This window comes from Stenotrophomonas sp. STEN054 (assembly GCF_056854535.1).
Genome location: NZ_JBXFWG010000001.1, coordinates 152,663 through 167,928, shown reverse-complemented (window position 1 = coordinate 167,928; position 15,266 = coordinate 152,663). Strand labels below are relative to the sequence as shown.

Annotated in this window: 11 protein-coding genes; 3 read left to right on the top strand and 8 right to left on the bottom strand. The window is 67.4% G+C overall.

The genetic code is table 11. From position 1 onward, the window contains the following. Positions 1–42 precede the first annotated feature (42 nt). Genes AC1VXD_RS00700 through AC1VXD_RS00690 form a run of 3 tightly spaced genes read right to left on the bottom strand, consistent with a single transcriptional unit; the run spans position 43 to position 2,788 of the window. Positions 43–774: a LytR/AlgR family response regulator transcription factor gene (locus tag AC1VXD_RS00700; RefSeq protein ID WP_482990395.1), complete on the bottom strand. Its 732-nt coding sequence runs from the start codon at positions 772–774 to the stop codon at positions 43–45. Beyond that, a complete protein-coding gene (locus tag AC1VXD_RS00695; protein WP_482990394.1) occupies positions 759–1,829 on the bottom strand; it encodes a sensor histidine kinase in 1,071 nt (356 codons plus the stop codon). Before AC1VXD_RS00695 ends, AC1VXD_RS00700 begins: the two co-directional genes overlap by 16 nt. Before the next feature lie 26 nt (positions 1,830–1,855). Continuing rightward, complete coding sequence (locus AC1VXD_RS00690) at positions 1,856–2,788, bottom strand: alpha/beta fold hydrolase (RefSeq protein ID WP_482990393.1); 933 nt, start codon at positions 2,786–2,788, stop codon at positions 1,856–1,858. A 204-nt stretch (positions 2,789–2,992) separates the two neighbouring features. Here AC1VXD_RS00690 and metF point away from each other — a divergent pair, with 204 nt between their 5' ends. Together metF and AC1VXD_RS00680 are read left to right on the top strand one after the other, a co-directional pair. Beyond that, positions 2,993–3,820: a methylenetetrahydrofolate reductase [NAD(P)H] gene (metF, locus tag AC1VXD_RS00685; protein ID WP_200751467.1), complete on the top strand. Its 828-nt coding sequence runs from the start codon at positions 2,993–2,995 to the stop codon at positions 3,818–3,820. A gap of 40 nt (positions 3,821–3,860) precedes the next feature. Then, on the top strand, positions 3,861–4,442 hold the full coding sequence (locus AC1VXD_RS00680) for a DUF4124 domain-containing protein (RefSeq protein WP_482990392.1): 582 nt from the start codon (positions 3,861–3,863) through the stop codon (positions 4,440–4,442). A 95-nt stretch (positions 4,443–4,537) separates the two neighbouring features. On the opposite strand, the gene AC1VXD_RS00675 is transcribed toward AC1VXD_RS00680, so the two are convergent. The 4 genes from AC1VXD_RS00675 to AC1VXD_RS00660 all read right to left on the bottom strand — a co-directional run bounded on the left by AC1VXD_RS00675 (position 4,538) and on the right by AC1VXD_RS00660 (position 13,491). After that, positions 4,538–5,494 carry a Nudix family hydrolase gene (locus tag AC1VXD_RS00675; RefSeq protein ID WP_482990391.1) on the bottom strand — a complete coding sequence of 319 codons (957 nt, stop codon included), beginning with the start codon at positions 5,492–5,494 and terminating at the stop codon, positions 4,538–4,540. A gap of 100 nt (positions 5,495–5,594) precedes the next feature. Beyond that, positions 5,595–9,269 carry an autotransporter outer membrane beta-barrel domain-containing protein gene (locus tag AC1VXD_RS00670; RefSeq protein WP_482990390.1) on the bottom strand — a complete coding sequence of 1,225 codons (3,675 nt, stop codon included), beginning with the start codon at positions 9,267–9,269 and terminating at the stop codon, positions 5,595–5,597. Between the two features lie 299 nt (positions 9,270–9,568). Then, a complete protein-coding gene (gene secA, locus AC1VXD_RS00665; protein ID WP_482990389.1) occupies positions 9,569–12,301 on the bottom strand; it encodes a preprotein translocase subunit SecA in 2,733 nt (910 codons plus the stop codon). Between the two features lie 236 nt (positions 12,302–12,537). Further along, positions 12,538–13,491 (bottom strand): M23 family metallopeptidase, encoded by a 954-nt coding sequence (locus AC1VXD_RS00660; RefSeq protein ID WP_482990388.1) that lies wholly within the window; start codon positions 13,489–13,491, stop codon positions 12,538–12,540. A gap of 12 nt (positions 13,492–13,503) precedes the next feature. Between AC1VXD_RS00660 and AC1VXD_RS00655 the strand changes: the two genes are divergently transcribed. Next, a complete protein-coding gene (locus AC1VXD_RS00655) occupies positions 13,504–13,953 on the top strand; it encodes a DciA family protein (protein WP_482990387.1) in 450 nt (149 codons plus the stop codon). A 281-nt stretch (positions 13,954–14,234) separates the two neighbouring features. Here AC1VXD_RS00655 and lpxC read toward each other — a convergent pair whose 3' ends face one another. After that, a complete protein-coding gene (gene lpxC, locus AC1VXD_RS00650; protein ID WP_482990386.1) occupies positions 14,235–15,146 on the bottom strand; it encodes a UDP-3-O-acyl-N-acetylglucosamine deacetylase in 912 nt (303 codons plus the stop codon). Positions 15,147–15,266: the final 120 nt, after the last annotated feature.

The following is a 15,266-nucleotide window of genomic DNA, read 5'->3' as shown; positions in this document are numbered from 1 at the left end:
GTGGTTGGAATGTCTGGCACACAGGGTAACCGCTGCGCCCGGCTACAACGCCATCCGCTCGCGCAGCTCACGCGCCTGCCGCCGCGAAACCTCCACCTCGCTGCCATCATCCAGCGCCAGGTCGTAGCCATCGGCAATGTTGGGGGTAACGCTGCGGATGCGCCGCAGGTTCACCAGCGTGTTGCGGTTGGCACGGAAGAACAAGTCAGCTGGCAGGCGTGATTCCAGCGCGCTCAGGCTGCGGGTCAACAGCGCGTTCTGGTCGCGGAACCACAGGCGGGTGTAGTTGCCATCCACCACCAGCCGCCGGATCTCGGCCACCGCCACGAACCAGCAGCGTTCGCCATCGCGCACGAACACCTGGTCCTGCGCGCTCAGGCTGCCACCTGCAACCACCGCCGGTGCGGCAGGCACGCTCTGCTGGCGCGCGCGTTCCAGCGCTTCGTGCAGCCGCGGCGCTTCCACCGGCTTGACCAGGTAATCCAGCGCATTGGTCTGGAACGCGCGCACCGCATAGGCATCGTAGGCGGTGACGAACACCACCGCCGGCGCCGGGTCCAGGCCATCGAGCACGTCGAAGCCGGTGCCGGACGGCATCTGCACATCCAGCAGCACCAGGTCGGGCTTCAGCCGGGTGATCGCTTCGCGCGCCGCCGGTACATCATCGGCCTCGCCCACGCACTGCACCCACGGCAGCGCCGCCAGCAGCGTGCGCAGTTCCTGCCGCGCCAGCCGCGCGTCATCGACGATCAGGACGTTCAGGGTCGTGCGCATTGCGGAATCTCCAGGACGGCCTGCATGCGGCCGTCCAGCGGTTGCAGATGGAAACGGCCGCCATGGCCGAGCTGCGAACGCAGGTAGGCCAGGCCGACGCCATGCCCGGCGGTTGCAGCATTCGTGCCGGCCGTGGCCACACCGAGCGGATTGTCGACCTGCAGCCGCAGCAGGCCGTCGCGGCGCTGCGCGCTGATGCGCACCTCGCCTCCGCCAGGGCACACGGCGATGCCGTGCTTGATTGCATTTTCCACCAGCAGCTGCAGCGCCATCACCGGCAACCGTGCCTGCGCGGCATCCGCGTCGACGTCGATGCGCAGCTGCAGGCGCTGTTCATAGTGCACGGCCTCAACGGCCAGGTAATCGCGCACCACGGCCAGCTCGTCGGCCAGCACTGCATCCTCGCTGCGCGCGTGCTCCAGTGCGTGGCGCAGCGTGCGCGACAGATCGGTGACCATCTGCCGCGCGCGCTCGGGGTCCTCGAGGATCAGCGCGCGCAGGTTGTTGAGCGCATTGAACATGAAGTGCGGATTCAAGCGCGCGCGCAGTGCATCGCGTTCCAGCGCACTGCGCTGGGCCTCGGCCCGCAGGCGTTCGAGTTCCGCGTGGCGCGCCTGGCGCAGGCTGTGCAGGCCGGCCCACAGTGCGGTCCACAGGCCCAGCAGCAGCACGGTGTTGAGCAGATAGGCCAGCCGCGCCACCGGGCGGAAGTCGCCCGCCCGGCCGCCGAAATCCACCCAGCCCAGTGCCAGCGCCGGCTGCAGCACGGCGGTCAGCAGCAGCTGCGCCAGCAGCGCGCCCAGCAGCACCGCCAGCGCAAGCCGCAGCACCAGCGCACCGAACTCGCGCTGCCACCAGCCACGCCGCAGGGCCAGTGCACGCACGCCTGCACTGATGCCCCACAGCAGCACGCCCAGGCCGACGCTGATGAGCGTGCCACCACTGCTGGCGCCGCCGCCGAAGGTACTGGTCATCGCCAGGCTGAGCGCGCAGAACAGTGCCCACCCAAGGGTGTTGATCAGCCAGAAGCGCAGTGTGGAAGTCGAATCGGGCATGGCGATGGCCGGAGCGGACGGAAGGATCAGCGGTGGCTGTCCAGGAATGCCTGCACCTGCCCACGCAGCCACTGCGGATCATCCCACATCAGGAAGTGGTGGCCGGTCGCGCTCAGTACGATGCGCACGCCGGGCAGCGCGGCGTACTGCGACTGGAAGATCGCACGCGCCGATGCTTCGGTCGCGCCCATTGCCTGGTAGGACGCCCAGGCGCCAAGGACCAGCGTCGGCGAGCGGATGCCGGCCACTTCGCTGCGCAGGTCGGTCACCAGCAGCGAGTACATCGCATCGGCGGTGGTGGCGCGATCGCTGTCATGGCCCCAGCGCTTCAGTTCGGGCAGGCGCGCGGTGCTGTTGGTCAGCGGGGCCAGCGCCGCTTCGGCCTGCGCCTGGTAGCTGGCCGGGTCCGCCGCCAGCATCGCCGTGCGCATCTGCTCGGCCATCGGCTGCACGCTCTGTGCGGTCGCCTGCGGGTTCTGCATGCCGGCATAGAACGGCAGCGAATCGACGATGACCAGCGGCCCCAGTGCGTCCGGTTCCTTCACCGCCATCTGCAGGGTCAGCACGCCGCCCAGGCTGTGGCCGATCACCGCCGGATGATCCAGTTTCTGGTCGTGCACGTAGGCCAGCAGCTGATCGCGCATGGCCGACAGGAAATCGGCCGGTCGCGGGTCGGCGGCGCGGGCACCGGCGAAGCCCGGCAGCTGCACCAGATGGCACTGCACGTCCTTCAGCGCCCGACAGGTCTCGCGCCAGACCTCGGCGCTGCTGTTCAGGCCGGGGATCATCAGCAGCGGGCGGCCATGGCCGACCACTTCCACCTGCACCTTGCCGGTGCCAGCCGGGGCCGCCGCGGCGGCATGGGCAGCGCCCGAGCCGAGCACGGCCATCGCCATGCCCAGCATCGCCAGCCGAGCCAGGGCCTTCATCGCGTAGTACATCGCCAGCATCATCTTCATCGCGTACTCCTTGCAGGGACGGGTGCGTGGGGGGATGCGGCCAGCCTGGCCGCCGAGGCTGCCAGCGTGTTGCAGTGGCGGAGCAACGGTCGCGCGCCCGGGTGAACGGTCGCCCGGGGCGGACCAGTTCTTCACGCCGCGCAGCTTCACATCCATCTTGATGGAGAGATATACTCAACCGCACCCGCCGCCACCGCCCGTGCCATGACCGCCATCAGCTTCGAGTTCTACCCGCCCAAGACCGATGAGCAGCGTGGCCAGCTGGACCGTGCCGCCGCCCGGCTGAAGGCGTACGCCCCCGAGTACGTGTCCTGTACGTTCGGTGCCGGTGGCTCGACCCTCAGCTACACCTCCGAGACGGTGCGCCACCTCAACCAGCACCACGGCCTGGACGCCGCGCCGCACCTGTCCTGCGTCGGCGGCACCCGCCAGGAGATCCGCGAGCTGCTCAAGCTGTACCGCGCCATCGGCTGCCGGCGCCTGGTCGCGCTGCGAGGTGACCTGCCCTCCGGCATGGGCTTTCCCGGCGACATGCGCTATGCGTCCGAGCTGATCGCCTTCATCCGCGCCGAGCACGGCGATGCCTTCCGCATCGAAGTGGGCGCCTACCCGGAAACCCATCCGCAGGCACCGGACGCGCTGACCGACCTGAAGCACTTCAAGGCCAAGGTCGATGCCGGCGCCGATGCGGCCATCACCCAGTACTTCTACAACGCCGACGCGTATTTCCACTTCGTCGATGAAGTGCAGCGGCTGGGTGTGCAGGTGCCGATCACCCCCGGCATCATGCCGATCGCCAACTTCAGCCAGCTGCGGCGTTTCTCCGAGCAGTGCGGCGCCGAGATCCCCCGCTGGATCAGCCGCAAGATGCTGGCCTATGGCGATGACAGTGAGTCGGTGCGCGCGTTCGGTGCTGAAGTCGTGGCCAAGCTGTGCGAGCGGCTGGTCGCAGGCGGCGCACCCGGCCTGCACTTCTACACGCTGAACCTGGCCAAGCCGACGGTGTCGGTGCTGAAGCTGCTGAACGGCTGAAAGCGCACTGTGTTGTCGCTTTCAACGCTACCCTGTGGCGATGAAAGCTGTCCTGTCCCTGCTGCTGGTGCTGCTGTCCGCGGCCAGCATCGACGCCCACGCCCAATCCACGCGCTTGAACCGCTGCACCGATGCGCAGGGCCAGAGCGTCTATACCGACCGTCCCTGTGACAGCGTGGGCGCGCAGTCGCGACGCCTGCCGCCGCCGCCGGCCGGCAGCACCCTGCAGCGCGACAGCCTGGGCGCCAGCTGCCCGCGTCGCCTGAGCGAACTGGTGCAGGCCCTGCACGACGCGGTGAACACCCAGGACGTCAACCGGCTGTCCACGCTGTACCTGTGGAGCGCGGTGTCTGATGCCGGCGCGCAGCGCATCCTCGGCCAGCTGGAATCGGTGGTGCGGCGGCCGCTGGTGGACGTGGTGCCGGTGTATCCGCAGCAGGATCAGCAGCTGCCATTGGAAGCGGGTCAGAGCCCTGCTGCGCAGGGATCCGACCCAGAGCCGGCGGCCCCACGGCATCCCATCGGCCTGCGCCTGGAACAGACGCTGCCGGGCAGTGCGGCGCGCGCCGCGACGGTGCTGGGGCTGCGGCGGCAGTACGGGTGTTTCTGGATCACGTTGTAAGGCCGCATCCACGCATGGCGTGGATCTACTGGCAGCGCGCGATCGACCCTGGGGTAGCGCCGGGCCATGCCCGGCGGAAGGCAAGAAGCGCCGCGCTACCCGCCCGGCCACAGGCCGCGGATCGCAGCGATGCCCTGGCCGCCGTGGCGGCGGGCCTGGCTGACGTGGCCTGCGTCGAGCCCGCCCAGCGCATAGATCGGCAGCGACACCTGCGCGCGCAGCGCGGCGAACGCCTCCCAGCCCAGCGGCGTGGCATCGGGGTGGCTGGCGGTGGCCTGCACCGGGCCAAGCACGGCGAAATCGCAGCCCAGCCGCTGCGCCGCCTGCAGCTGCGCCAGGTCGTGGCAGGACGCGGCCACCAGCTGCCCGGCCGGCAATGGGCGTTCCTGCAGGGTCGCCAGCTGTTCGCTGCCCAGGTGCACGCCGACGCCCAGCGTGCGGGCCAGTTCGATATCGCGGTTGAGCAGCCACTGCACGCCCTGCCGGTGCGCCTGCAGGGCCTGCTCGATCAGCCCCTGCCGCTGCGGGTGCGCGGCCGGCAGGCGCAGCTGGATGCGCTGCTGGCCCGCGGCCACCGCCTGCCGCAGCTGGTCCTGCCAGCGCTGCGGCCCGTGCTCGCCGTCTTCCGGCGCCGGGGTGATCAGGTAGCGGTCCGGTTGCCGCAGCGCGGCCACCACCGGCAGGTCGGCCGGCGGCATCGAATAGCGACCCAGCTTGTCCGGCGCCACCCAGGTGATGGCCTGGCCCTCGCGCCCGCGCGGGGTGCCCTTCCAGCTGCGGATGTGCCGCACGTCAAGGGTCAGGTCCTTGTCCGGGTAATGCTGCGGCACGTCCATGATCCACTCGCCGATCTCGGCCTCGATGCCGAGCTCCTCGCGCAGTTCACGCACCAGCGCCTGCTCGGAAGTCTCGCCGGCCTCGCGCTTGCCGCCCGGGAATTCCCACAGGCCGGCCATGTCGCGGTTCTCGGTACGGCGGTTGAGCAGGATGCGGCCACGGGCGTCGGTGATGACGCCGGCCACGACATGGATCGATCGTTTCGGGGAAGGCATGGCCAGAGCATGCCCACGCGGCATGCAGGCTGCAACCTCGGTGCGGATGAACAAGGGGCCCCTTGCGGGGCCCCCTGCCAACCTCGTCATGACCGCTGGATCAGAACTGCACGTTCCAGGTCATCTGAGCACCGATCTCGTGCTGGCCACCGCCGGCACGGCCCAGCGCACCCAGCGACAGGCGGCTGTTGTCGGAGGTGTTCACCGCCACGCCCAGCTCGGCGATGCCGACGTTGCGGGCCAGCGGCACGCCGTCGATGCTGAAGGTGCTGCTGCCGACCACGAAGCGCTGGTTGCTGCGGGTGTGCACGTCGCCGCCAGCGTGCTGCCAGGCCAGGCCCGCTACCAGCTGGGCACCGTCGTCCTGGTTGGCACTGATGTCCCAGGTGGCGCGCAGGCCCGCCGTGGCGGTCCACACCGAATCCTTGCTCGATTCGATGACCAGCGCGGTGCTGCCGCCGGCTTCCTCGGCCGCGTCCATGGTCAGGCGGGTATAGCCCACGCCCACGTGCGGGGTCAGGGTCATGCGCTGCAGCTGGATGTCCCAACCACCTTCGGCGAAGCCGGACACGGCGTGCGCGTCATGGCTGGCGCGCAGTTGCTGGCGGGCATCGCCGACGATCGCGGTACGGTCGGTATCGACGTCGTAGCTGGCGTAGCTGGCACCGGCGTTGAACCAGGCCTCGCCGGCGCGGAAGCCTGCGTACAGGCCGCCGTGCACGGCATCGACATCGGAGCGGGCGCTGCGTGCATCGGTCTTCTGGCGCAGCTTCTCGGTGCCGGCCACCAGGCCCGCCGTCCACGCCTCACCGAAGGTCCAGTCGAGGCCGGCCATCAGCCCTTCGCGGTGCTGGCGGCTGTCGGCCACGCCATCGTTGCGGCCGTCCTGGCGGTTGCTGGCGCCGCCACCGGACAGCCAGAAGCCGCCACCGTGGGCCTTGATGGACGGGTTGCCACGCAGGCGCTGGCCGACGCCGTCATGCAGGAAGCGGTCGTCCAGCAGCAGCGCACGGTTGCTGGCGTGGATCTCACCGGAAAGATGGTCGAACGCTTCGCGTGCCTGGTCGGCATCGAGCATCAGCAGCTGGTTGTAAAGCGCCAGCGCCTCACCGGACTGCTGCAGCGTGTCCAGGCCGGCCGCCAGCGCGCGCTGGTTGCTGTTGGCCGCCACTGCGCCGAACACCACCGGCGGGTTCACTCCGCCCGGCTCACCCGGGGTACCCGGCGTGCCCGGATTGCCGGGGTTGCCCGGCTCGCCCGGAGTACCCGGTTCGCCAGGTTCACCCGGCTCACCCGGCGTGCCCGGATCGCTCTTGACCGCGATGGCCAGGCGCACGTCGTTGCCGGTCTGCACCAGGGTCGGATCGATGAAAGCCGAACGCGAGATGACATCGTCGAACTGGCCGTCGATGCCCTCGGCCGCGCTGAGGATGGTGTAGACCTGACCGTTCTGGTAGCTGGTGGACGGGTCGAGCGCGGTCACGCGCACGCCGGCGGCACCGGACTGGCCGCCCGCGGCGACCCGGCCCAGGTACGCCTTGCCGGTCACCGTCAGCAGGTCGGACTGGCCGTTGCCCAGCACATCCACGTCATAGAAGGCCTTGTCGGCCACCTGTTCGGGGGTGATGGCCTGGTTGTTGAAGTACAGGTTGCCATCGATCACCAGGGTGCCCACGCCGCCCTGGCCCGGCGACAGCACCGCACCATTGCGCACGAAGGTTTCACCCACGGTGGCGTTGCCGGCCAGCATGCCGCCGTTGATGACGTGCACGTTCGAGCTGCGGATCACGTCGCTGCCCAGGCCCGTGCCGTAGTTGATCGTCTGCTGGAAGCCGGCGCTGCCGTTGAGCACCAGGGTGCCGCCATCGATGCGGATCTCCTGTGCCACCGCCTGGCTCGTGCCGGTGTAGCCCTGGCCGGTGTAGGTGTCGGAGTTGATCACCAGGGTGCCACCGCTGACGTTGATGCCGCCGCCGAACGCGGTCAGGTCGCCGTTGAGCGTGGTGGTACCGGCCAGCTGGTGCAGGCCGCCGTAGGTCATCGAATCGGGGCCGCTGGCGATGGTGTTGTCCAGCGCGATGTCATCGGTGTGGTTGAACAGCAGGCCGCCGATGCCGTTGTTCATCGTGATCGGTGCACCGTCCAGCTCACCGGCAGCGGTGGCCGCGCCCCAGGTGGGGCCATCGGCGGCGGTCCAGTCCTCCATGCCGCCACCGATGACCAGGTAGCCGCTGTTGTCCAGGGTGTAGCCGGTGCCGGCGCTGAGCTTCGCGCCACTGTTCACCGTCAGCACGCCGATCGGGTCGAAGACGGACTTGCCCACGGTGATGCCATTGGCGGCGATGATCGACGAGCCTTCTCCGCTGACCAGCACCTGTTCGGGATAGAGCGCCGGCGTGCCGAGCGGGAAGTCCGAGCCACCGGACACGCTCAGCGTATCGGTGGTGATGCTGGCACCGTCCAGCACCTGCAGGTCGGTGGTGACCTTCATCGCGCCGGTGTTGACCCACTCGCTGCCGGTGCCGGTCAGGGTAGCCTTGGCGCGGCCGTCGCCGGTACCGGCGCCGAACGAGTTCTTGATGTTGGCGACGTCCGAACGGATCGCGCCACCGCCTTCGATCAGCAGGCTGGCGGTCGCGTCCACGCGCGCCGCTTCGATGGCCGAACCCACGCCGCGCACTTCGATGCGGCCGGTCTGCCCGTAGTCGCCCGACGGGCCATCCGGCGATTCGGCGATCAGCGACGTGGTCGCCCTCACGATGCCACCGTTCTCCACGCGCAGCAGCGCTTCGCCACGGCGGCCCAGTTCGAAGGTATCGGTCGTCACGCTGCTCGCGCCGGAGACCACCAACGTGCCGACCGAGTTGGCATCCTGGCCCAGGAACACGCTGTCGGCCACCACGGTGCCGCCATCGGTCACGTTCACGATGCCCGAGCTGTTCTCGACGATGCCGGCGACCAGCGCGCCGCCGACGTTGAGCGAGCCGCCGCTGCCGATGTTCAGCTCGCCCTGGCCACGCTGGCCCACCAGCAGGTTGTTGTTGGCGATGACCAGCGAACCACCCTCTTCTACCGTGACCACGCCCCTGCTGCCCGCCAGCACGCCGATGCGCATGCCCTGCGACAAGGTGGGGCTGTTGACGGCGGTGGCTGCCACGGCGGCGCCGCCCGTGATCAGGAGGCTGCCATTGCCGGCGTTGCCGACATCGATCTGGCGCGCGGTCAACGTTGAACCGGCGCCGCTGATCTCTGCCGCGCCCTCACTGCCTGCGGCAAAACCAAGCACCACGTTGCGGGTGATGTCGACGCTGGCGCCGTCCTTGACCGTCAGCAGGCCCTTGCCGGCGTCACCGACGCGCAGGTCGTCGAAGATGCTGGTGAGCTTGATGCTGCTGCCGGCGCCTGCCACGTTGAGCGTGCCGAAGCTGCCCGCCTGCGTGCCCAGCGAAGCGGCTTCGGTGGAGGTCAGGCTGCCACCGCCCAGCACGTTGACCACGACGGTGCCGTTGGGGCCCACGCGGAAGCCATCGGTGTAGGTCCGCGAATCGGTGATGGTTTCATCGTCGGTGAAATCGAAGGGCGCCGCGAACGCGGACTGCATCGGCAGTGCTGCCAGGCCCAGTGCGAACAGCAGCGCGGTGCGCAGTGCGGTCGGACGCTGGCCGTGGCCGACGCGGGCGCGGGCGCGGCCGGGAGTGTGGGAGGAAGTGAGTTCCGAGGCGACCTGCATCTGGCCGGTGGTGTGGTTGAACACCTGGCGATAGATCCTGTTCATGACGCTCCATGTGTATGTCGTGTGGCTCGCAGGACCACCTCATGTGATCCGCGACTTGCGCCTGCCGGCAACCGGGAATGGCCCCTGCGAAAAACCCGGCAGTAGAAACGCAGGCACACCATACGGACGCGAAGGGATTGAGCCCGTCAACGTCGCCTGAGTTCTAAGTAGGAAACTTCTGATGTGTCTGTCAGAAGCTTCGGAAATCCGCGTTTCTGTCTAACAGCTCACATAAACAGCGTGATTGCGGCCGTGAAGCCCATAACGAAGAAGCCCCGCTTTCGCGGGGCTTCCTGGGGTCAGCTGAGCTGGCCGTGGCAGTGCTTGTACTTCTTGCCACTGCCGCAGGGGCACGGATCGTTGCGGCCGATCTTCGGCTCGTCACGCTGCAGCGGGTTCACGCCCTGCTGCACGGCTTCCACCTGCGCCGCTTCTTCGTCGGCGCTGTAGCTGCCGGCGTCCTGGTGCTGGAACTGCGACTGGCTCAGGCGGGCTTCCACCTGCTGCCGTTCGGCCGCTTCCAGCGCCTGCACTTCCTCGTCGCTGCGGATGCGCACGCGGGCCAGCAGGGTCACCACTTCGCGCTTGACGTTCTCCAGCATGTCCGAGAACAGCTCGAAGGCTTCCTTCTTGTACTCCTGCTTGGGCTGCTTCTGCGCGTAACCACGCAGGTAGATGCCCTGGCGCAGGTAGTCCATGCGGGCCAGGTGTTCCTTCCAGCTCTGGTCGAGCACGGTCAGCATCACGTGCTTTTCCAGCGCACGCATGGTTTCCTCGCCCACACCGGCTTCCTTCTCGGCGAAGTGCTGGTTGACGCGCTCCAGCACCTTGGCAGCGATGCCTTCGGCATCCAGTTCCTCGTGCGACTTGACCATGTCCACCAGCGACATCTGCAGGCCGAAGTCCGACTCCAGGGTCGCTTCCAGGCCGCGCAGGTCCCACTGCTCGTCCACCGAGTTCGGCGGCACGAAGCGGGCGACGACGTCGAAGATCACGTCGTCGCGGATGCCATCGACGTTGTCCTTCACCGATTCGGCGTCCAGCAGTTCATCACGCTGGGCGTAGATCACCTTGCGCTGGTCGTTGTTGACGTCGTCGAAGTCCAGCAGGTTCTTGCGGATGTCGAAGTTATGGGCCTCGACCTTGCGCTGCGCCTTTTCGATCTGGCGGCTGACCAGGCGGTCCTCGATGACGTCGTCTTCCTTCATGCCCATCATGCGCATGGCCTTCTGCACCCAGTCGGAGGCGAAGATGCGCATCAGGTTGTCTTCCAGCGACAGGTAGAAGCGGGACGACCCCGGGTCACCCTGGCGGCCCGAACGGCCACGCAGCTGGTTGTCGATACGACGCGATTCGTGGCGCTCGGTGCCGACGATGTGCAGGCCGCCGGCGGCCTTCACCGCCTCATGGCGCTTCTGCCATTCGGCCTTGACCGCAGCCTTCTGCTCGTCGGTCGCGCCCTCGCCCAGTTCGTGGATTTCCGCTTCCAGCGAACCACCCAGCACGATGTCGGTACCGCGGCCGGCCATGTTGGTGGCGATGGTCACCGCGGCCGGACGACCGGCGTTGGCGACGATGGTCGCTTCGCGGTCGTGCTGCTTGGCATTCAGCACTTCGTGCTTCACGCCGGCCTTGGCCAGGTGCTCGGACAGCATTTCCGAGGTTTCGATCGAGGTGGTACCCACCAGCACCGGCTGGCCGCGCTTGGCGCACTCTTCGATGTCGGCCAGCACCGCATTGAACTTGCCCTTGCGGTTGAGGAACACCTGGTCCGGGCTGTCCTTGCGGATGGTCGGGCGGTTGGTCGGGATGACCACCACTTCCAGGCCGTAGATGCTCTGGAATTCGAACGCTTCGGTATCGGCCGTACCGGTCATGCCGGACAGCTTCTTGTACATGCGGAACAGGTTCTGGAAGGTGATGCTTGCCAGCGTCTGGTTCTCACGCTGGACCGGCACGCCTTCCTTCGCTTCCACGGCCTGGTGCAGGCCGTCGGACCAGCGGCGGCCGGACAACGTACGACCAGTGAATTCATCGACGATGACCACTTCGCCGTCGCGCACGATGTAGTCCACGTCACGCTGGTAGATGGCGTGCGCGCGCAGGGCGGCGTTGAGGTGGTGGACCACGGTCAGGTTCTGCGGCGCGTACAGGCCTTCGGTCTCGCCGTCGAGGATGCCGGCTTCCACCAGCAGCTGCTCGGCGTGCTCCATGCCCGCTTCGGACAGGTGCACCTGCTTGCCCTTCTCGTCGACCCAGAAGTCGCCCTCGCCGTCTTCCGCTTCCTGCTTGACCAGGTTCGGCACGACGCGGTTGACGCGGATGTACAGCTCCGGGGAATCGTCGGCCGGGCCGGAGATGATCAGCGGGGTACGCGCTTCGTCGATCAGGATGGAGTCGACTTCGTCGACGATGGCGTAGTGCAGGCCGCGCTGGTAGCGGTCGGCCTTGGACAGCGCCATGTTGTCGCGCAGGTAGTCGAAACCGAATTCGTTGTTGGTGCCGTAAGTGATGTCCGAGGCGTACGCTTCGCGCTTGTCGCTGTGCGGCATGCCCGGGTAGACCACGCCCACGCTCAGGCCCAGCCAGTTGTACAACTTGCCCATCTGGGCAGCGTCGCGGCGGGCCAGGTAGTCGTTCACCGTGACCACGTGAACGCCCTTGCCTTCCAGTGCGTTCAGGTACACCGGCAGGGTCGCGACCAGGGTCTTGCCTTCACCGGTGCGCATTTCTGCGATCTTGCCCAGGTGAAGCACCATGCCGCCGATCAGCTGCACGTCGTAGTGGCGCATGCCCAGCACGCGGCGGCCGGCTTCGCGGCAGACCGCGAACGCTTCCGGCAACACCTTGTCCAGGGCTTCACCACCGGCGATGCGCTGCTTGAACTCCGGCGTCTTGGCCTGCAGCTGCTCGTCGGAAAGCTTCTCGATCTCCGGCTCCAGCGCATTGATCTTGGCGACGATACGGTTGAGCTGGCGCAGCTGTCGTTCATTACGACTGCCAAATACGCGGGTAAGCAGGCTGTTGATCATTGAAGGAACCGGGTTGGATGGACACAGCGGCCCGGTCTTCCCCCTGGGGATCCGTCCGCCGCAAACGAAACAGGGCGCCTTGCGCCCTGTCGATGGCAACACCCATTGTAGCTTGGGACGGGCATGAGGGGTTTCAACCCTTGGCGGCCGCGCTTCGCGCTCGCGGGGCATGGCCCCGCGCTACTGCCGGGGTCCGGCGGCGTTCCGATAGCGCCGGGTCATGCCCGGCGTTGGCATCAACCGCGGCTGACGCGGCCGACCGGGGTATTACCGCCGTCGCCGAGGAACTTGCGCGGGTTGACCACGTTGCCGTTTTCCCAGACCTCGAAGTGCACGTGGGCACCGGTCGAGCGGCCGGTGGAACCGGCCTTGGCCACTTCCTGGCCGGCACGGACCAGGTCGCCGACCTTCACCACCAGGCGCGAATTGTGCGCATAGCGGGTCACGTAGCCATTGCCATGGTCAACGTCGACCACGTTGCCGTAGCCGCCCTTCACGCCGGAGAAGCTGACAACGCCATCGGCCACGGACATCACCGGGTCGCCCACCCTGGCGTGGAAATCCATGCCCTTGTGGGTGGCGGCACCTCGGCCGAACGGGTCGGCACGGGTGCCGAAGCCGGAGGTCACGTAGCTGTTGCGGATCGGCATGCGCGAGGGCACGGCGTTCTGCTGCAGCTGGTGGTCGAACATCAGCGATTCCATCACCGACAACTGGCGGCCTGAAGCAGCGAAGCGCTGCTCCAGCACCTGTAAGTCGGCGTTGACGTCCTTGACCGGGATGTCCGAGGTCGGACCGCCGGCATCGCCGTCACCCAGGCCGGGGGTCTCGTTGAAGTCGAACTCGCCGTCTTCCAGCTTGCCCATCTGGGTCAGGCGCTCGCCGAGGGCGTTCAGGCGGGTGGCCTGTGCCTGCAGCTCGCCCAGGCGGGCGGCCAGGGCGTTGACCTGGGTCTGTGCATCGCGCTGGACCCTGGCCAGTTCAGCTTCCTGGCGGTCGACCTTGGCCTGCAGGCGCGAATCATTGAGCGCGCTGGCGCCAATGCCGCCGGCAAGGCCGATAATGCAGCCTACCCCGAGCACGCTGCCCAGCAGGGCGCGGGGGCGGTCCTCGAAATAGAAACGGAGACGCGCGATCGGCGATTTGGCCTGCCCTTCACGCGTTTTGATTACGATCTTTTTGAATGCCATCAGTGAGTTTTCATGTCTGAGCCGAAATCCAGCGTTCGTCCCGCGTCCAGGCCGAAACCGGCACTGGATGCAGTGATGGCGGACAAAAGCGGGAACCCTCTGCGTCGTGCCTTGTGGCTCGATGCGCTGGACCGTCAGTTGCGCCCCCAGTTACCGCCCGCGTTGCGCAACCGTTGCCGGCTCGCCAATGTGGACGGGGAACACCTCGTTTTTCTCGTCGAATCACCGGTCTGGCATGCCAAGTTGCGGCTTGCCGAAGCCCAGTTGCTCGACGCGGCCCGGTCCATCGGGCTGAAGGCCACCAAGGTGACCATCAAGACTGCGTCTCCCACTCCCACGCGCTCCCCAGCGCACGACAACCGGAATGGCCCCCACGCAGTTTCAGCCGCCACGCACAAAGGGCTACGCGACGCCTTGGCGGCCCTGCAGGATGCCCCGGTCAAACCGAAGCAAGGGCCCTGAGGACAACGGAGCTTCCTGCTCTGATCCCCGTCAATGACGCATCACCGCTGCGTGAAATGTTCGGGGGCCGGGTCGCATCCTAGCCGTCCCGGGTGCTCGAGTCGTTAGATTGTTGTTAAATAATCGTTATATTCAGGGATCAACGCGGTCAGGTTCACAAAACCGTGATCCGCAGCCGACCGTCGCTTTACGCGCTGCGCCATTCAGCCGGCCCAGGCCGGAAACGACAACGCCGCCCGGAAGGCGGCGTTTTCTTCTTCTATTTCAACAACCTGGAAAGGTCAGGCGTAGGCTGGCACGGCGTACACCACCGGATCTTCGGCGGTCGGCGACTCGTAGGTCACCCATTCCCAGGCGGTGGCATCGGCCATCAGCGCCCGCACCAGCTTGTTGTTGAGTGCGTGGCCGGACTTGAAGCCCTCGTAGGCGCCCAGCACCTGGCCACCGGCCAGATAGAGGTCACCGATCGCATCGAGGATCTTGTGGCGCACGAATTCGTCGGCGTAGCGCAGGCCGTCTTCGTTGAGCACGCGGAACTCGTCGAGCACGATGGCGTTGTCCATCGAACCGCCCAGGCCCAGGTTGCGCTCGCGCATGTATTCCAGGTCGCGCATGAAGCCGAAGGTGCGCGCGCGGGAGATTTCCTGGGTGTAGGCCATCGTCGAGAACTCGATTTCCTGGCGCGACTGCTTGGCCGGGATCATCGGGTGGTCGAACTGGATGGTGAAGCCCAGCTTGTAGCCCTCATAGGGGGTGAAGCGGGCAACCTTGTCGCCCTCGGTCACTTCCACGGTCTTCAGCACGCGGATGAAACGCTTGGGCGCGTCCTGTTCCACGATGCCCGCCGACTGCAGCAGGAACACGAACGGGCCGGAGGAACCGTCCATGATCGGCAGTTCGGCCGAGGACAGTTCGACGATGATGTTGTCCACACCCAGGCCGGCCAGTGCCGACATCAGGTGTTCGACGGTCTGGATCTTGGCGTCGTTGCAGGTGAGGCCGGTGCACAGGGTCACTTCGGTGACCAGTTCGGCCTTGGCCGGCACTTCCACCACCGGGTCCAGGTCCACGCGCCGGAACACGATGCCATGGTTGACCGGTGCCGGGCGCAGGGTCATGTAGACCTTGTCACCGCTGTGCAGGCCAACGCCGGTGGCGCGGATCGTGTTCTTGAGGGTGCGTTGCTGGATCATGGGGGTAGACCGGAAGTGACACGCTAGATTAACACGCACGTCCCCATACCCCGGCTGAAACACCCCTGGAGGCTGCGGGTGGGACACGCGAAGCAAGGCGGCCGGGCCCATCCTGGCCCG